This is a genomic window from Actinophytocola glycyrrhizae, from assembly GCF_042653545.1.
GTDB lineage: Bacteria > Actinomycetota > Actinomycetes > Mycobacteriales > Pseudonocardiaceae > Actinophytocola > Actinophytocola glycyrrhizae.
This window is the reverse complement of the sequence record NZ_JBHSIS010000002.1, coordinates 916,348-934,411: the sequence shown is the minus strand read 5'-3', so window position 1 is coordinate 934,411 and position 18,064 is coordinate 916,348. Positions and strand designations below refer to the sequence as shown.

Here is an 18,064-nt window from a genome sequence, read left to right as displayed (position 1 = left end):
CGAGGGACACGCGGTGGTCGGCCCGGTGCGGGCGGCGTCACCGCCCGTCGGTGAGGTCGGTGAACGGGGTCGCGATGCCGTCGCGGACGATGCGGGCGGTGTCGCGTCGCCTGCGGACGAACTGGCCAACGGCGAGTACGGCGTACAGCACGGACAGGACGACGATGATGACGCGGTTGGTGTCGGCCGGCAGGACGATGCTCGCGGTGAACTGGACGGCGAACAGGACGAAGAGGGTGGCCGCGCCGCTGGCGGTGAGCCCGAGGTTGACCAGGACGCTGACCGCGAACAGCGACTGCGCCGCGGTGATGAGCAGTTCGAAACGCTGATGGGTGTCCAGCGGGAGCCCGTCGGTCGTGGTGGCCGACAGCGCGAACACGATGGGGATCGTGCCGACCAGCAGTGTCCACTGGTTGACCTTGCTGGACAGCAGCGTGCCAAGCGAGTGCGATGCCTTGAGCCGTACCGCGTACAGGCAGGCCACGATCAGTTCCGGTGACTCGCTCGCGAGCGGCGCGACCCACTGCACCAGCAGGAACTCGTCGACACCCAGGTGTTTGCCGGTGTCGACCAGGTTCTCCGCGAAGTGCTCGGCCGTGGCCAGGATGAACAGGCCGGCGACGGCGAACAGGCCGATGACGGTGCCTCGGCGCCGCGCTTTCGGCTTGTGGCCCAGCCACGCGGCCACGCCGACCAGGTCGGGTTCCTCGGTCGGTGCCTTGGACAGCCGCCACGCGTAGCCCGCGAAGATCGCGACGAACACCGCGGCGTCGATCATGGTCAGTGAGCTGCGCAGCGGCAGGGTCAGCGAGTACAGCGTCGCCATGCCGAGGAACACGACCTCCGCCGACATCGCGGGGGCGAGTGCCACGCGGCCGGGATGGGTCGACCTGCTCTCCCGGTGCGCGCGCAGCGTCGCGATGCTGGCCACGAGCACGACCAGGGGCCAGCCGAACCCGACCAGGACCCGGTTCGCGCCGGTCATGTTCGCCAGCGCCAGCGAGCACGGGTTCGCACCGCCATCCCCTGCGACGCACGTGCCCTGCTCGGCGTAGAGCTGCCCGGCCTGGTAGGTGAACACCAGGTCGACGGCGTACTCGGGCAGCACCGCGACCACCGCCAGCACGGCGATGGCGAGACCCGCGCTGATGTCGACCTGCGCCGCCTCGGCCGCCCACGACAGCACGAACGCGGCACCGATGATCGCGATGCCGAACACCGCCGCGGCCAGGGGAGCGGCCAGGTCGGGATGCGGAAGACCGAGGTACCCGGCAGCACCGAGGTAGGTACCGGGAAGGGCCGCCGTCACCGCGAACGGCAGCTGGACGGGCGGTCCACGCCGTTCACCGGTCGCGGAAGAGGGCCGCCGCTCGACGTCGGACGAGTGCGGCATGGCTACCCGCGTGCCCGGTGGACGGCCGCCCCACCTGCGACTACTCCGCGAAGCAACGCGTGCACGGGGTCTCCTCTCGGCTCGGGTGCTCGGCCCGCCGGACTACGTTCTCGACATGGCTACCCGGGGGCCGAGCCGGGTATTCCGCGACGTGCCGCCGCGCTCGTGTCGGATTGGTAAGGCAGTCGCAAGGTTCGGTGCCGCCCTTGCCGTCGCATGGTGGGTACCTCACGTCCGAGACCTGTGGCTCGGGAGGAGAGTGGCTCATGTTTCCCGCGGAGCGGACGGTGGACCTGTGGCACGGCGTCGTCGCCGGGTTCGACGGGACCGACCGGGCCCGGTGCGCGGTGCGCTGGGCGGCGGCCGAGGCCGCGGTCCGCGGTTGCCCGCTGCACGTGGTGCGTGTCGTGGAACCGGTGCCGCCGACCGTGGCGACCGGATGGGTGCCGCCGGGGCTCAGCGGGCCGTCGGAGGACCAGCGATGCCTCATCGAGGACGAGGTGGTCGCCGAGATCGACGCGTGCCGCGCCGCCACCCCCGGTCTCGAGGCGCACGGCGCGATTCACGACGGCAGGCCGCACTCCCGGCTCGCCGAGCACGCGAACCTCGTCGGCGCGAACGTCGTCGCCGTGGGGGTGTCGGATCTCGGTGCCGTGTCGCGGTTGCTGCTCGGCTCGACCGGGGCGGAGCTGATCCGCACCACGAGGCGCGTCGTGGTCGCCGTCCGGGACCTGACGCCGGTGCAGCAGGCGGCGGTGGTGACGGGCTACGCGCCGGTCGTGGCCATGGTCGACGATCGGGCGACGAGCGCACGGGTGCTCGCCTTCGCGTGCGACATGGCGCACCGGTGGGGTACGAGCGTGACGGTCGTGCACGCGGGCCGGGTCGTCCCGGCTGCCGTGCGCGGGTGGCTGACGGACGCGCGCAGCCGGTACCCGGGGGTGCGGGTGGACGTGGCCGCCGCGGGCACGCAGCCACACCTGGCGGCACTCGACCTCTCGGCCGATGCGCCGCTGGTGGCGGTCGGCGACCGTCGCCACGGTGTCCTCCGCAGGCTGCTGACCGGCTCGGCCGCCCACACGCTGCTGCACCACGCGAAGTGCTCCGTCGCCGTCGTGCCATGAGGTCCTCGCGGACCGGGAAGCGGCGGGGCGGTCACCGGACCCCGCGCATGAGCTTGCGGATCAGGGGGCTCGCGATGGCGAGCAGCACACCGAAGACGATCGCGGCGCCGCCGACGGCGAGGAAGTAGGGCGCTTCGTCGGTGGGGTCGTAGTACTTCGCCAGGCTGCCCGCCACGGCGGTGCCCAGCGCGATGGACAGGAAGTTGAGGGCGACCATCTGGGTGCGGAACGCCGCGGGCGCAAGTTTGGTCGCCAGCGACAGTCCGACGGGGGAGAGCAGCAGTTCGGCGACGGTGAACAGGAGCAGGATGCCGACCAGCGCGAGGAGCGGGGTGGAGTTGCCGGTGCCGCCCGACCAGGGCAGGAACGTCAGGAAGGCGAGGCCCATGACGATGGTGCCGAGCGCGAACTTGACCGGGCTGGATGGCTGGCGGGGACCGAGTTTGGTCCACAGGGCGGCGAAGGCGCCCGCGAGCAGGATGATGAAGATCGGGTTGATGGAGTTCGCCCACGCGACGGGCATCTCCCAGCCGAACAGTGTGCGGTCCAGTCGTTGGTCGGCGTAGAGGATCACGACGGTGAACTGTTGCTGGAACAGCGCGAAGAACACGAAGCTGGCCAGGAAGATGGGGATGAAGCCGGTCACGCGACTGCGTTCGTCGGCGTCGGTTCGCTTGCTGGTGAGGATGACCACGAAGTAGGCGGCGGCCGCGACGGCGATCACGGCGACCGTGACCGTGGAGAGGTTCGCCGGTGTGACGGCACCGGTCATGACGAGGACGACGACCATGGCGAGGGCACCCACCGCGGCCGCGGCGACCAGCGGCCGCCTGCCCGCGGGCAGCGGGTTGGGCACCACGTTCGCGTCGGGGCTGAGTTTCCTGCGGCCGAACATGTACTGGGTGAGGCCCGCGGCCATGCCGATCGCGGCCAGCGCGAAGCCGTAGTGGAACCCGAGGCGCTGCTGGGCGAGGCCGGTCAGCAGCGGGCCGACGAAGGCGCCGAGGTTGATGCCGAGGTAGAACAGGGAGAACCCGGCGTCGCGGCGGTCGTCGCCCGGCCGGTAGAGGCCGCCGACGAGCGAGGTCGCGTTGGCCTTGAGCCCGCCGCTGCCGAACGCGACGCAGCACAGCCCGACCGCGAGGCCGACGAACCCGGGGAGCAGGGCGAGTGAGATGTGCCCGAGCATGATCAGTACCGCGCTCGCGAACAACACGTGCTCGGAGCCGACGACCCGGTCGGCGAGCCACGCGCCCACGACGGTGGACAGGTACACCAGGCCGCCGTACGCGCCCACGATGCTCGTCGCCGTCCCCTCCGGCAGCCCGAGACCGCCGTCGGTGGCCGCGTAGTACAGGTAGATCGTGAGGATGCCCTGCATGCCGTAGAAGGAGAAGCGTTCCCACATCTCCAGCCCGAACAGGGTGCCCAGGGCCCGGGGATGACCGAAGAACCCGTCTTCCTGCTTCGCCGTCTCGGCGTTGGCGCTCATCGCTGCCTCCTTCGGTGGACCGTGGCCGGCGGGCTCACCGCACGTCGGCGAGGGCGCCGCGGGACCCGGCGCTGCCGACGGTGATGACGCTGAAGCTGCCGTCGGTCTCCAGGACGACCGCGTCGACCGACTCGAGGTCGCCCAGCCCGTTGGCGCGGACCGCCTGGTACACCTCCTCCGCGCTCACCCGGTGGTCGCGCAGCACCGCCGTGAGCAGTTGTCCCCGGCGGACGAGGAAGGTCGGTGACGACTTGACGGCCTTCTTCACGGTGGTCGACCGCACGGCCAGCCACGCGACGAGGAACTGGAGCAGGACGAGCACGGCCAACGCGGTCACGCCCTCGATGACCGCGACCCGCTGGGAGAGGAGGATGGTCGCGAGGGTCGAGCCGAGGGCGACGGTGACCACCAGGTCGAACGCGTTCATCTTCGCGAGCGTCCGCTTGCCCGACAGGCGGAGCATGGCCACCACGACGACGAACGCGATGGTGCCGACGAGCGCGATCCTGCCGACGGCGGACCAGGTGTCGAAGAACATGGCGAACGACTACCCGGTCACGCGCTGTCTACCCGCTCCCGGCCGGGGAAGGTCAGGAACCCGCAAGGTGCGAACGCATGACCGCGGAGTGGGACCGGTGGCCCGGGGTTCATCGCCGGAGGCCCGCGCGCCGTCGGTGCCTCCGCACCAGGGTGGCCGCGACCGCCGCCGCGAGCCCGACCGTGATCACCCCGACCACGACCGTGTAGACGTCGTTGGGGCCGCGCGTCAACGTGATGACGAAGAACCCGATCATGACGATCACGCTTCCGATCGCGGCGGTCACCTTCGCCGGGAACAGCCTCTCGTCCGGGGTCTTCTGGTCTGGTGTGGCCTTGTCCCGCACGGGATGTCTCCTTTCAGCCTGCCGAGCCGACCACGCGGTTGTCGTGGCCGGAAGCGGGTGCACGCGAAGCCCTGTCCAGGGCGGTCAGCACACCGGCGGCTGTGCGGGGGCCGGGAGCGGGGCCGACGTCGCGGTGCCGGACATCGACTGCAGCCCGCCCGCGTGCGCGGCCGGGTCGTCCTCCCCGGCGCGCAGGGTGCGGAGTGCGTCGCGTGCCTCGCTGGTGGGGGTGAGGGTGGTGAAGTGGGTGCCCAGGACGAGGTGGACCACACCGTCGGTGCGGTTGTCGTCGCGGACCAGTTGTGCGCACGGTGCCACGAGCCGGATGGTGCGTGCCGCGGCGCGCCCGTCGGCACCGAACCGGATCTGGCCGACGCACTCCATGGTGTCCGTCGGGTAGACCGGGTCGTTGTCCGGTGGCGCGGCCTCTGCGAAACCGAGGAGTTCCAGTCGCGCGGCGGCCCGGGTGGCCAGCCCCTGGCGGTCGGTCGAGTTCCGCACGAGCACCGCGACCCGCCCCGGTGGCGCCGGGGTGACCGCCCGCAGCGTGTCCTGCGGCACCGGTGTCAGGTGGGCGGCCTCCGGCGCCCGTGGGCAGCGCACCCTGTCGACGGGCGTCTCCGACCGCAGCACGTCCACCCACACGACCGTCGCGGCGACGGCGAGCGCGAAGATCGTCACGAGCCCGGGAAGCAGCCTGCGCGACCGCGGCCTTCCGTCCTCGATCACGTCGGCACCGGCAGGTTCGTCTGTCCGCCCCATGTGTCCTTCCCCGGTCGGCGTTCCACCCCTCCGCACGTACCCGGCCCCCCGCCGAGGGACACGCACCGACCGCGGATGTCAGGAAACGGCAAGTTCGCGGCTCCCACCGGAGGCGTGGCACGGTCATGTCCGGTACGGGAACCCGGGGTTCATGTAGCCGGCGCTCCAGTACGGCGCGAAGCCGTAGTAGTCGTAGAACCCGGTCGTGGTGGTCGGGTCGAGGACCAGTTCAGGGTCGTAGGCGGGCCCCCGCGCGACGTGCTCGCGCTCTGCGCCGATGTGCACGGTGTCGTCGACGGCGGTGACCGCGTCGACCGGGACGAGAACCATCTGCTTGCCGATGCCCAGGAACCCGCCGGAGGCGACCTGGAGCAGCCGGACCCGCCGCTCATCGAGGTCGACGATCAGCCCGTCGACCTCACCCACCTCGTCCCCGTTGGCGTCGACGACGGTCCGCCCCCGCACGTCGTCGCCCGAGTCGGCGAGTGCCAGGTCGGTGTCATCGAGCCGAACGAGCGTGGCTGCCTCGTTCATCGCAATGCTCCCTTCGGTAGCCCAGAGCGGGGCCTACCCGGTAGCCGGTGCGGGAACCCCGCCGTCACCCGATCGCAAGGTTGCGCACCTCGACGCGGTCACCACCGGCAGCGGCCTCCCGTCGTGGCCGGGGTCGGCTCAAAGGCCCAGCGCGCCAAGGAGCAGGGCGGCCACGGCGTCGCGGTGGCCTGGGCTGTCCTGCCAGCGCAGCCTGCGGCCTGCCTCGACCACCACGCCGAAGCCCGCGTGCACGAGCACCCTGGCCTGGCGCGAATCCAGTTCCGGACGTGCCGACCGCAGTTGCTGCTCCCAGACGGCGATGTGCTCGCGCTGCGCGATGACCAGTGGCCGCTGCAGGTTGGCGGGCAAGCCGACCAGTTCGGCGTTCGCGACGCTCGTGAGCGCGGTGTGCTCGAAGCTGTACGCCACGTAGGTCGCCGTCAGCGCGACCAGGGCGTCGTGCGGGTCGGCGACGCCGAGGAGGTTCTGTTCGACTGCTTGGCTCAGCAGTGCGGCGGCCTGCAGGCAGGCCGCCGCCAGGATGTCGGCTTTGCCGGGGAAGTAGCGGTAGAGCGCGGAGGGCACCAGCCCCACGGCCTCGGCGATCCTGCCGTTCGTGACGTTGGCGAAACCGTCCCGTTCGAACAGTGGGATGGCGGCCGCGAGGATTTCCGAGCGCCGGGTGCGTGGCACGGGCCGGGTCGGCAGTTCGACCAGGCGCGCGCTCCCGGTGGCCGCCGTGGGGTCGGTCGCGACCACCCGCATGGCGGCCGACCCCAGCAGCTCCTCGACCCGGCGTTGTGCGATCGAGGTGCGGTGCATCGTGATCGACCCGATCGCGCCGAGGGCGGCCACGGCGCGCAGGTGTTCGCCGGGCAGTGGCCGCTCGCGCCGCACCACGTCGGTCACCCGGCCGACGACGCGCGCGAACTTCGCCCCGAGCACCCGGCGGTCCTCGCGGTTGAGGTACCGAGCCTCCCACCGGTACAGGCCACTCGACGCGCGATGGGCGGTGGTGGCCCTGGTGATGGCGGCGAGCACGTCCGCCACGGACGCCTCCCCTGGCACCTCGTCGAGCGTGGCGACGAGCCGGTCCGCCATGACGTTCGCGCACTCGGCGAACAACGCGTACTTGTTCGGGAAGTGCCGGTACAGGGCCGCCGCGGTGATGCCGACGTTCGCGGCGATCTCCTCCATCGACGCCGAGTGGTAGCCGTGCTCGCTGAACACCCGGCCCGCCGCTTCGACGATGAGTTGCCTGCGGTTGCGCGGTCGAACGGCCGCGGTCGGTTCGGCGGTCACCTCGGTGCCCGGGTCGGCGTACGCGGGAACAGGGCCATGCGCGCCAGTCAACCACGCGACCGCCGCTCGGTGACCGAGCCGGGCGCGGAGCCGCGCGGGACCAGCGCCGAGGTGCGGACCGATTCAGGTCGGGGATTCCCTTGCCGGTGCGCAATTCGCTCGATATGTTAATGAGAAATCACGCACCGTGATCATCTGGGAACCGGCTGGTTTGCTACCTCGCCTACCAAGGAAGCCAGGTAAGTTAATGAGCAATCTCAGCAGAAGGAATGTCCTGTCCCTTGGTGTCGCACTGGGCCTGGTGAGCGCGGCGAGCGCGGCTCCTGCCTGGGCGTCGGCGGCCGCGGGCCCGGCCGCGCCGGGCGCCGACCCGTGGTGGGTCTGGGACGACGAGGTGGACCGCATCATGGCGGCGGTGCTCGAGGCGGGCCAGGTTCCCTCGGTCAACACCGCGATCCGGTCGTGGGTGAACAACGGCGACCCGGTGCCCGGCGGCCTGCCGGGCGGCCTCTCCACCTACCTCCAGAAGGTCAGCAGGCTGCCCTCCTGGGCCGACCTTGCCAAGCTGCGTCTCGCCGCGGACTTCAACCGGCGCAAGGACACCTACCTGTTCATGCTGTACGGCCTCGGCAGCGGCATCATGAGCACGGTGATCCCGCGCGAGGCCAAGTCGGTCTACTGGTCGGCGGGCGGTGCCGACATGCAGGATCGCGCCGCCAAGACGTTCACGTTCGGCTACGACCTGAGCGACCACAACGGGTTCGAACCGGCCGGCCAGTTCGTGGTCACGGCGAACAAGACGCGCCTGGTGCACGCCGCGGTGCGCCATCTGCTGCCGAGGTCGCCGCACTGGATCGCGGTCGCGGACGAGCCGAACCGGATCCCGATCAGCAACGGCGACATCCTGGTCACCTTCCACAGTCTCGGCACCTTCGTGCACAAGAAGCTGCGCGAGTGGCGCGTCCCGATGTCGGCCCAGGACGAGGCGGCCTTCCTGCACTCGTGGCAGGTCGCCATGCACCTGCTCGGCGTGCGGGAGGAGTTCATCCCCAGGACGTGGGCCGCCGCCCACGCGCAGTCGGAGCAGGTGCTCACCCCGGTCCTCGCCCCGACGCGGGAAGGCAGGGAACTCGCGGAGGACCTGCTCGGGCTGACCGCCCAGGTCGACCTGGGCGTGACCCGCGGCTTCCTCAACGAGTTCGTGCGCTACGTCCTCAGCGACGCGATCGGCGACTGGCTCGGCCTGCGCCGCGACCACGCGGCCGCGGCACTCGTCCGCACCGGGTGGCCGGCGTACGTCGCGTTCCGGGAGGGGCTGCTGCCGGTCATGCCCGTCGGCTTCTACCTGTTCGACCAGTTGATCCGCGCGCTCGCGATGCTGTTCCTCAACAAGGTCACCTCACCGACCACCACACCCATCACGATTCCAACCGGGAACCGGCCGGGAGCCTGAGCCGCGGCGGCCACCTCCCACCTCGGACGGTGTTCGCGGCGGCCACGTACACCCGACGGGTTCGCAATTCGGGTGAATGCGGTCCGGTGTTCCGGGGGATGCCGCCGGCCGGTGGAAGATCGCCAGGTGGCCGATGAGATCGCGATGGTTGGTGTGGGATGCCGGTTCCCCGGTGGGGTCGATGACCTCGACGGGCTGTGGTCGTTGCTCTCGGCGGGCCGTACGGCCGTCGGCGAGCCGCCGCCGGACCGGTTCGACGTCGAGCGGTACTGGGACACCAACCAGATGCGGCCCGCCAAGTCCTACACGTTCCAGGGCGGCTACCTCGACGACATCGCGGGCTTCGACGCCGAGTACTTCGGCATCAGCCCGCGCGAGGCGGTCAGCATCGATCCACAGCAGCGGCTGGTGCTGGAGCTGGGTTTCGAGGCGCTCGACGACGCGGGCATCGACCCCGCGTCGCTGGCGGGCACGGACGCCGCGGTGTTCGTCGGCGTGTCCGCGCCCGACTACGGCGGGCAGCACTTCGGGACGCCGGGCACGATCGGCCCGTACACCAACTCCGGCGCCGCGTTGTCCAACACGGCGAACCGGCTGTCCTACCACCTCGACGTGCATGGTCCGAGCCTGAAGGTGGACACCGCGTGTGCCTCGTCGTCGAACGCGGTGCACCTGGCGTGCGAGCACCTGCGCGCAGGCAACGGGCGGGTCGCGTTCGCCGCGGGCGTCAACGTCCTGCTCAACCCACTGACCACGGTGGGGTTCGCCAAGGCGGGCTTCCTGTCGCGGACGGGACAGTGCCGTCCCTTCGCCGCCGCGGCGGACGGCTACGTGCGTGGCGAGGGCGCGGGGGTGGTGGTGCTCAAGCGGCTCGCCGACGCGATCGCCGACGGGGACCGGGTGCACGCGGTGGTCGCGGGCTCGGGGACGAACAGCGACGGGCACACCACCGGGCTGGTGCTGCCGAGCGCGGACGCGCAGGAGGCGTTGTTGCGCCAGGTGTACGACCGGTTCGCGCTCGACCCCGACGACCTGGCCTACCTCGAGGCGCACGGCACGGGGACACCCATCGGTGACCCGATCGAGTGCCGGGCGATCGGCAGGGCGCTCGGCGTGCCGCGCACCGGTGGACCGCTGCCGATCGGCTCGGTGAAGGCGAACCTCGGCCACCTCGAACCCGCGTCGGGCATGGCCGGGTTGTGCAAGGCGATCCTCGTACTGCGGCACGGCATGGTCCCGCCGACACCGAACGCGGCGCCGCGCAGCACCGACATCGACTTCGACGGGCTCGCGCTGACCCCGGTGCCCACGGCACTGCCCTCGGCCGGGCGGCTGGTGGGGATCAACTCGTTCGGCTTCGGCGGGACGAACGTCCACATCGTGCTGGAGAAGCCCCCTGTCCCCGGTGCGGGCACCGCCGCCGACCGCGAGGTGCCGCTGGTGGTGTCGGCCCGCACCGGGAAGGCACTCGCCGACGCGGTGGCAAGGATGGACGAACGGCTGACCGGGTGCGCGGATTTCGCCGACGTCGCCTACTCCTCCTGGCACCGGCGTGCCCAGCACCCCTACCGGCGGGTCGTGCTCGCCGCCGACGCGGAGCGGGCACGCGAGCGGCTGGCCGAGCAGGTGCCCGCCCGGCGTGCCGCGGAGCGCGGCCGGGTGGCGTTCGTCTACTCCGGGCACGGCGCGCAGTGGGCGGGCATGGCCGCCGACCTGCTGGGCACCGATCCGGTGTTCACCCACGTCATCACCGAGATCGACGCCCTGCTGCGCCAGCGGGTCGGCTGGACGGTCGGCGACGAGTTGCCGGCCACCGAGTCGCGGATGCACGACACGAGGGTGATCCAGCCCGCGACGTTCGCCGTGCAGGCCGCGATCACCGCCGTGCTCGCCGAGTACGGCGTGCTCCCGGACGCGGTCTACGGGCACAGCTCCGGCGAGATCGCCGCCGCCCACGCCGCCGGGATCCACGACCTCGACCAGGCCGTCGAGCTGGCGGTGGTGCGCAGCGAGACCCAGGCCCGCGCCAAGGGGCTCGGCCGGATGGCGGCGGTCAACCTCGGGCCGGACGAGGCCGGGCGGCTCCTCACCCGGTACGACGGGCGCCTGGAGATCGCGGGCGTCAACAGCGGACAGGACGTCACCGTCGCTGGTCCCGACGAGGACCTGCGGGACCTGGCGCGCGTGCTCGCCGACCGCGACGTGTTCTGCCGCGTGCTCGACCTCGACTACCCGTTCCACAGCGCCGCGATGGACCCGCTCCTGCCCTCGTTGCGGGACGCACTGGCCTACCTGACCCCGAAGGCCGCTTCGGTCGACTTCGTCTCGACGGTGACCGGTGAGCACCTGGCCGGGGACCAGCTGGACGCCGGGTACTGGTGCCGCAACGTCCGCGAACCCGTCCGGTTCGCCTCGGCCACCGAGCACCTGCTCGCCGACGGCTTCGACACCTTCGTCGAGATCGGCCCGCACCCGGTGCTGCGGACGTACCTGAAGCGGGCCGCCGAGGGGCACGCCGAGGGCACCGTCCTCGTCCTGCCGACACTCACCAGGTCGGAGCCGGGACCCCGGGCGCTGCGGACCGCGGTCGAAGCCACGCTGGCGGCGGGCGCGGCGTTCGACCGGGACCGCTTCTTCCCGCATGGCGGCCGGATGGTGCGGCTGCCCGGCTACCCGTGGCAGCGGGAGCGGTTCTGGCTTGGCAACAAGTACACGTGGAGCGGCAACACGGTGCCGCCGGACCACGTGCTGCTCGGCGACCGGGTCGCGGTCGCGGACCCGACGTGGCGCTCCACAGTGGATCCGGCCAGGTTGCCATGGCTGTCGGGACACCGGGCGGCGGGCACCCCGATCATGCCCGCCGCCGGCTACCTGGAGATGGGCTGGGCGGCCGGGCAGCTCGTCCACGACGGTCCGGTCGAGGTGCACGAGCTGCAGATCACCAAGCCGGTGGTCCAGCCGGACGACGAGATGGCGCTGCCAGAGCTGCAGGTGTCGCTGTCCGAAGAGGACGGTGTGTTCCGGGTGGCGACCCGCGCGGCCGGCAGTCAGGTCTGGCAGGGCCACGCGCGTGGCAGGGTCCGGCGCCGGGTGGCCACGCCACCGGCCCCGCTCGACCTCGCTGCGCTCCGAGCCCGGTTCACCGAGCACGGCACGCATGTCGACCGGCGGACGTTCTACGCGGACGGCGAGCAGCTCGGCCTGGGCTACGGGCCGGACTTCGTGGTGATCGGGCAGGCGTGGGTGGCGGGCATGGCGGTGCTGGCCGACTTCGACTGCGGCCACCTCGACACCACCGGGTTCCACGCGCATCCGGCGTGGACCGACGCCGGTCTGCAGGCCGCGATCGAACTCGGCAGGATGGTGGCGGGCCACGTCACGCAGGAGCACGCGTACATGCCGGTGTCCGTCGGTTCCGCGCGCCTCTGGCGGAAACCGGCCACCACCGGCGTCGTGCACTTCCGCGCCAGGACGGTCTCGAGCACGGCGGCGACGGCCGACATCACGCTTGCCGACGACACCGGTGAGGTGCTGCTGGAGCTGCTCGACTGCCGGTTCCTGCGCGTCAAGGTGGCTGACCGGCACGCCGTCCGGCGCCAGCGCGTCGAACTGCGCGCCGCGCCGCGCGGGAGGGCCGCGGCCACCGAGGTGGCGTGGACACCGCCGGAGCCGGTGGTGCCGCCGGAACCAGGACACGACAGGTACCGGCGCAGGCGGATCGCACTGACCGCCGCGTTCGCCACCGGTGCGTGTGCCGAACTCCTCGGCGGCGCGGCGACCTTCTTCACCGACGACCTCGTCGCCGCGGGAGTGCGTCCCGAGTTCGTCCCGTTGCTCGACCTGCTGCTGGACATCGCCGCCGACCACGGCCACCTGGAGTGGCTCGGCGAGTTCCAGGGCCGCGCCCGGTGGGCGATCCGGTCCGACGTCACCGGACCGGGCCTGGGTGAACTGCTCGACGAGTTCCCCGACCGCGTCCCAGACCTCACCCTCGCCTGCCGCACCGGCCTGCACCTGGCCGGGCTGTTGCGCGGTGAACGGGACGTGCAGGAGATCCTGCTGCCGACACACGGCAGCGACACCCTCGCCCACTTCCACGGCCTGTCGCCGACCACGCGTCCCGCGCATGGGGCGGCGGCGGCGACGATGCGGAGCCTGGTGGCCGCGTGGCCCCCGGACCGGCCACTGAGGGTCCTCGAGGTCGGCGCGGGCACCGGAGCGCTCACCGCCGCGCTGCTGCCGGTGCTGCCACCGGAGCGCACGCAGTACGTCCTCACCGACGCCTCGCCGTCGTTCCTGGTGCCTGCCCAGGCGCGGTTCGCCCGGTACGACTTCGTCGAGTACCGGACGTTCGACCTGGACTCACCGGACGTCGAACCGGGCACCTTCGACGTCGTCGTGGCGGCGAACGCCCTGCACATGGCGGCGGACCTCCGTGCCGCGCTGCACGCGCTGGGCGCGGCCCTGACCGATCACGGGCTCCTGCTGCTCGTGGAGAACCATGACCTGCCGATGGTCGCGCTGCCGTTCGGTCTGGTGCCCGGGTTCTGGTCGATGACCGACCGCGACCTGCGTCCGACGAGCCCGCTGCTGCCGCCGGCACGGTGGCGGGAGCTGTTGGCGGCGAACGGTTTCCGCTCACCGCACGTCGTCGACACCGGCATGTGCTCGGTGGCGATCACGCGCAGGGGACCACGGGCGGAGCCCCTGCCGCCCGTCCCACTGGCGGCGCCGTCGGGGCGGTTCGTGGTGGTCGCGGAGGACGGGAGCAGGACCGGGGTCGCCGCCGCGGTCGCGGACACGCTGGCCGAGCAGGGCGCCGACGTGGTGCGCGGTGACCCGCACACCGACGCGGCCTGCTGGCTCGGTGGGCCGTCGACCGACGTGGTGCTGGTGCTGGCCGAGTCAGGTGCCGACCCGGCCGACGCGCTGGCGGTCACGACGCGCCGGTTCTGGACCATCCGCGCGTTCGTGTCGGCGGCGGCCGAGCTGCACACGGGCACGGTGACCCGGTTGTGGCTGGTCACCAGCGCCACCGGCGCGATCCCGGAACCGGCACCGGCGACCACCCCGGTGGACGCCGCGCTGTGGGGGGCCGCACGCGTGGCCGCCGCCGAAGCAGGCGGGCTCGGCATCCGGCGGGTCGCGCTGGCGGGTGACGTGCCGGTCACCGAGCTGGTCCGCGAGCTGCTCGAACCCGAGGACGAGGACGAGGTCGTGCTCACCGCGGCCGGCCGGTTCGTGCCGCGGCTGCGGGACCTGCCCCCGGCGGTCGCCGACGACCCGGCCACGTCCTACCGGCTCGTCACCCGCTCCGCGGGGCCGACGTACCGGCTTGCCTGGGAGGCCACCGACCTGCCCCGGCCGGGTCCGGGGCAGCTGGTCGCCGAGGTGAAGGCCACCGGCATCAACTACCGGGACGCGTTGATCGCGGTGGGCATGCTGCCGGACTGGGTGGTGGAACGGGGGTCGACGGGTGCCCGGCTGGGCGGTGAGTGCGCGGCCGTGGTCACCGAGGTCGGACCTGGCGTGACCCGGTTCCGTCCCGGTGACGAGGTGTACGGGTTCATCCCCGCCTCGCTCGCCTCGCACGTGGTGGTCGACCAGAGCCTCGTCGGCGCCGTGCCGGCCGAGCTGGACCTGGTGTCCGCGGCAGGCACACCCGTGGCGCTGCTCAGCGTGCACTACGGGCTGCGCATGCTCGCGCAGCTCGCCGAGGGCGAGGTCGTGCTGGTGCACGGCGCGGCAGGCGGGGTCGGGCTGGCGGCCATCCAGTGCGTCCGGGCGGTGGGCGCCACGGTGATCGCCACCGCGGGGACCGAGGAGAAGCGTGACTTCCTCAGGTTGCTCGGCGTCGAGCACGTCTTCGACTCCCGGAGCCTGGGCTTCGTCACCGACGTGCTCGAGGTGACCGACGGCCATGGCGTCGACGTCGTGCTCAACTCCCTCGGCGGCGAGTTCATCGGCCGCAGCCTGGAACTGCTGCGGCTCGGTGGCCGGTTCGTCGAACTCGGCAAGCGGGACATCTACAGCGACCGCAACGTGTCGTTGCACGCGTTCCGCAACAACATCAGCTACTTCGCACTCGACATCGACCAGCTCGGCAAGCACCGCCTCGGAACCGTCGCGGCCGAGTACGACAAGCTGCTCGACCTGATGCGGGCGCGCGTCCACCGCCCGCTGCCGCAGCGGGTGTTCTCCACCGGGCAGATCGCCGAGGCGTTCCGCAGCATTCAGCACTCCCGGCACATCGGCAAGCTGATCGTGCGGTTCGACGAGCGGCCCCCGGTCGAAAGGCGGACCCCGAGGACGGTCGCGTGCGACCCGGCCGGGACCTACCTCGTCACGGGCGGTGCCTGCGGGCTCGGGGCGGAAACCGCCCGCTGGCTGGTCGACCGCGGCGCGCGGCACCTCGTGCTGGTCAACCGGCGTGGTGCGCAGGTGCCCGGGGCGCGGGAGGTCGTGGCCGAGCTGACCGGGCGCGGCGCGACGGTCTCGGTGCACGCCGCCGACGTCACGGACGAGTCCGCGATGCGAGCGCTGATCGCCGCGATCGACGACGGCGACGCCCCGCTGCGCGGGGTGGTGCACGCGGCGATGGTGCTCGACGACGCGCTGAGCACCGAGCTGACCCCGGAGCGGTTCCAGGCGGTGCTCGCGCCGAAGATGGCGGGCGCGCTGGTCCTCGACCGCCTCACCGGGGGACACGACCTCGACCTGTTCCTGATGTACTCGTCGGTCGCCGCGCTGTTCGGCAACGCGGGGCAGGCACCGTACTGCGCGGGCAACCTGTTCCTGGAGGCGCTGGCGCGGGCCCGGCGCGCACGTGGCCTGCCGGGCCAGGCCATCGCGTGGGGCATCGTCGGGGAGGTCGGTTTCGTCGCCAGGGACGAGGCCCTCACGCGCACCGTGACGCGAGCGGGCCTGCGACTGCTGTCCGCGCAGCAGGTCCGCACGGCACTCGACGAGCTCGTCGGCGGTCCCGACGTAGCCATGGTGTGGAGCCACGACGGCGAGTTCCTGCGGCGGATCTACCCGCATCTCACCACCCGACGGCTCGGCGAGCTCGTCGGGGCTGGTGACGTCGCCGACGACGAGTACGACGACCTGACCGAGCGCCTGCGGCAGGCGTCGGTCGAGGACGCGATCGTGCTCACCGCCGACACGATCGTGAACACGCTGGCCGAGGTGCTCGCCGTGGCGCCGGAGCGCATCGACCGGGACAAACCGCTGGACCAGGTCGGCGTGGACTCGTTGATGGGCGCCGAGCTGGTCGCCAAGATGCGGCGCAGGCTGGGCCGGGAGATCCCGGTGATGCGGGTGATCTCCAGCGGCGGCATCGACGACCTGGCCCGGTCGCTGGCCACCCATTTCAAGGCAGAGGAAGGGCGCGTCCAGTCCACATGACACAGACGACATCCGTCCGCCACTTTCCGCTCTACATCGGCGGCGAGCGGGTGGACACCGAGGAACGGGCGTACGGCATGAGTGTGCGCGCCGTCCTGGCACCCGGCGGGCAGGACACCGCGAACCTGTACCGCCTGCTTCGCGAAGGCACGGAGGAGGAGCTGCACGCACACCCGCACGTCCTATGCTCCGTGGCGTTGTCAACACCGGAGCACGGGGCGGCGGCCCTGCGTGCGGCGGCCGCCGCCGTGCCCCGGCTGCGTGCGATGTCGGTCGACGAGCGGCTGTCCTACGTCCGGGACCTCCACGAACGCTTCCTGGCGCACCACGAGGAACTGGCCACGATCATGCATCTCGAGGGATGCCCCCGGGTGCTGGCGAGTGCCGTCTTCAACGGGGTGCTGGACGTCCTTCGGCAGGACAACCTGGACCTCGCCCGTTCGTTGCTGCGGCAGGAGATCAGCACGCCCCGGCACCGGATCGTGTTGCGCCGCCAGCCCGACGGCGTGGTGTGCGTCGATCCCTCGGCGAACGCGCCGCTGTTCGCCGTGATGGCCATGATGGTCATGCTCGCGGGAAACGCAGTGGTGATCCGGGTGCCCCGGAGCTGTGTCGGTTCGCTGAGCTACGTCCTGCACACCGTCGTCATCCCCGCGCTCGAGGCCCGGGGCGCTCCTCCCGGGATGCTCAACGTGGTGTGCGCCGACTACGAGGTCACGATGCGCCAGTGGCTCGACAGCCCGCTGGTCGACAGCGTCTACTACTTCGGTTCCAGCGAGAACGGCCTCGCCCTGGAACGCGAATGCGTGGCCCGGGGCAAGAAACCGATTCTCGAACTGTCCGGCAACGACGGTGTGCTGGTGTGGCACGACGCCGACCTCGACCACGCGACCGCGGCGCTGGTGGAGTGCTTCTACGGCTCGGGGCAGGTGTGCATCAGCCCGAAGTACGTCATCGCCCATCCCGCCATCGCTGGCGAACTGCTCGACCGTCTGGTGACGGCGGCCGGTGCGCTGCGGCCCGGCGACCCGGCCGACACGGACACCGTCCTCAGCCCGGTCCTGCGCGCGACCGCCTTCCAGCGGACGTTGACCGGCGCCGTCGCCGCCGGGGCGACGAGGATGTGCGGTGGCGCCAGGACGAACGTCGACGGCGAGCCGGACCAGAACGGGATGTTCGTCGAGCCGACGGTGCTCCGCGTCGACGGTTTCGCCGCCGCGGAGCGGATCTCCGCCGTACGAGGGGAAGCCTTCTTCCCCATGCTGTTCGTCGTCGTGCCGGCGGATGGCCCGCACCTGCTGGACGAGTGCCTGGCGTTCCTCGACGGCAACCCCTACGGCCTGCGGAACTCCCTGTGGGCCACGGACACCGGCGTGATCGACCGGTTCACCACCGAGGTCGCCAACGGCGCCCTGCTGAAGGTCAACGACTCACACACGGCACAGGTCCCTGGACTGCCGATCGTCGGCGGTACCGGCCAGAGCGGCGGCACCCACGGCGAAGCCGCCTATCCGTTCCTGCGAGCGAGCCGCCTGCAGGCGGTGGCGGTCGCCACCACACGCACCCACCCCTGGCACGCCATCACGGGCGGCCACCAGCCGGGGTTGGCGCTGTGAAAGGCGCGTCGACGGCATCTGCGATGTCCTGAACGACGCTGTCGGGACGTCGAGCGTCCCGACAGCGTCGTTCAGGACATCCGCGGGTGGTGGTGGA

General features: G+C 71.9%; 11 protein-coding genes. 4 read left to right on the top strand and 7 right to left on the bottom strand.

The features are described 5' to 3' along the window. Window positions 1–37: 37 nt before the first annotated feature. A complete protein-coding gene (locus tag ACFPCV_RS04185; RefSeq protein ID WP_378054629.1) occupies window positions 38–1,393 on the bottom strand; it encodes a sodium:proton exchanger in 1,356 nt (451 codons plus the stop codon). Window positions 1,394–1,659: 266 nt separating this feature from the next. Here ACFPCV_RS04185 and ACFPCV_RS04180 point away from each other — a divergent pair, with 266 nt between their 5' ends. Further along, a complete protein-coding gene (locus ACFPCV_RS04180) occupies window positions 1,660–2,517 on the top strand; it encodes a universal stress protein (protein ID WP_378054627.1) in 858 nt (285 codons plus the stop codon). A gap of 31 nt (window positions 2,518–2,548) precedes the next feature. Here ACFPCV_RS04180 and ACFPCV_RS04175 read toward each other — a convergent pair whose 3' ends face one another. From ACFPCV_RS04175 to ACFPCV_RS04150, 6 genes are all read right to left on the bottom strand, one after another. Then, window positions 2,549–4,009 (bottom strand): peptide MFS transporter, encoded by a 1,461-nt coding sequence (locus ACFPCV_RS04175; protein ID WP_378054625.1) that lies wholly within the window; start codon window positions 4,007–4,009, stop codon window positions 2,549–2,551. A gap of 34 nt (window positions 4,010–4,043) precedes the next feature. Further along, entirely contained in the window at window positions 4,044–4,547 is a 504-nt protein-coding gene (locus ACFPCV_RS04170) for a DUF421 domain-containing protein (protein WP_378054623.1), read from the bottom strand. A 109-nt stretch (window positions 4,548–4,656) separates the two neighbouring features. Next, entirely contained in the window at window positions 4,657–4,893 is a 237-nt protein-coding gene (locus ACFPCV_RS04165) for a hypothetical protein (RefSeq protein WP_378054622.1), read from the bottom strand. Window positions 4,894–4,977: 84 nt separating this feature from the next. Further along, complete coding sequence (gene cei, locus ACFPCV_RS04160) at window positions 4,978–5,655, bottom strand: envelope integrity protein Cei (RefSeq protein ID WP_378054620.1); 678 nt, start codon at window positions 5,653–5,655, stop codon at window positions 4,978–4,980. Between the two features lie 123 nt (window positions 5,656–5,778). Then, window positions 5,779–6,189: a PRC-barrel domain-containing protein gene (locus ACFPCV_RS04155; RefSeq protein WP_378054618.1), complete on the bottom strand. Its 411-nt coding sequence runs from the start codon at window positions 6,187–6,189 to the stop codon at window positions 5,779–5,781. A gap of 138 nt (window positions 6,190–6,327) precedes the next feature. Further along, complete coding sequence (locus ACFPCV_RS04150; protein WP_378055023.1) at window positions 6,328–7,491, bottom strand: TetR/AcrR family transcriptional regulator; 1,164 nt, start codon at window positions 7,489–7,491, stop codon at window positions 6,328–6,330. Between the two features lie 247 nt (window positions 7,492–7,738). Between ACFPCV_RS04150 and ACFPCV_RS04145 the strand changes: the two genes are divergently transcribed. The 3 genes from ACFPCV_RS04145 to ACFPCV_RS04135 all read left to right on the top strand — a co-directional run bounded on the left by ACFPCV_RS04145 (window position 7,739) and on the right by ACFPCV_RS04135 (window position 17,967). Beyond that, window positions 7,739–8,944 (top strand): oxygenase MpaB family protein, encoded by a 1,206-nt coding sequence (locus tag ACFPCV_RS04145; protein ID WP_378054616.1) that lies wholly within the window; start codon window positions 7,739–7,741, stop codon window positions 8,942–8,944. Window positions 8,945–9,070: 126 nt separating this feature from the next. Further along, complete coding sequence (locus ACFPCV_RS04140) at window positions 9,071–16,351, top strand: SDR family NAD(P)-dependent oxidoreductase (protein WP_378054614.1); 7,281 nt, start codon at window positions 9,071–9,073, stop codon at window positions 16,349–16,351. Continuing rightward, window positions 16,348–17,967, top strand: a complete 1,620-nt coding sequence (locus ACFPCV_RS04135) for an aldehyde dehydrogenase family protein (RefSeq protein ID WP_378054612.1) — start codon at window positions 16,348–16,350, stop codon at window positions 17,965–17,967. Before ACFPCV_RS04140 ends, ACFPCV_RS04135 begins: the two co-directional genes overlap by 4 nt. The last annotated feature ends 97 nt before the right edge of the window (window positions 17,968–18,064 follow it).

Excerpts from the sequence above, each read along its gene's own strand:
- cei (WP_378054620.1), bottom strand. The coding sequence starts at position 5,655 with ATGGGGCGGACAGACGAACCTGCCGGTGCCGACGTGATCGAGGACGGA.
- ACFPCV_RS04185 (WP_378054629.1), bottom strand. The coding sequence starts at position 1,393 with ATGCCGCACTCGTCCGACGTCGAGCGGCGGCCCTCTTCCGCGACCGGT.
- ACFPCV_RS04175 (WP_378054625.1), bottom strand. The coding sequence starts at position 4,009 with ATGAGCGCCAACGCCGAGACGGCGAAGCAGGAAGACGGGTTCTTCGGT.
- ACFPCV_RS04135 (WP_378054612.1), top strand. The coding sequence starts at position 16,348 with ATGACACAGACGACATCCGTCCGCCACTTTCCGCTCTACATCGGCGGC.
- ACFPCV_RS04180 (WP_378054627.1), top strand. The coding sequence starts at position 1,660 with ATGTTTCCCGCGGAGCGGACGGTGGACCTGTGGCACGGCGTCGTCGCC.
- ACFPCV_RS04145 (WP_378054616.1), top strand. The coding sequence starts at position 7,739 with ATGAGCAATCTCAGCAGAAGGAATGTCCTGTCCCTTGGTGTCGCACTG.
- ACFPCV_RS04155 (WP_378054618.1), bottom strand. The coding sequence starts at position 6,189 with ATGAACGAGGCAGCCACGCTCGTTCGGCTCGATGACACCGACCTGGCA.
- ACFPCV_RS04170 (WP_378054623.1), bottom strand. The coding sequence starts at position 4,547 with ATGTTCTTCGACACCTGGTCCGCCGTCGGCAGGATCGCGCTCGTCGGC.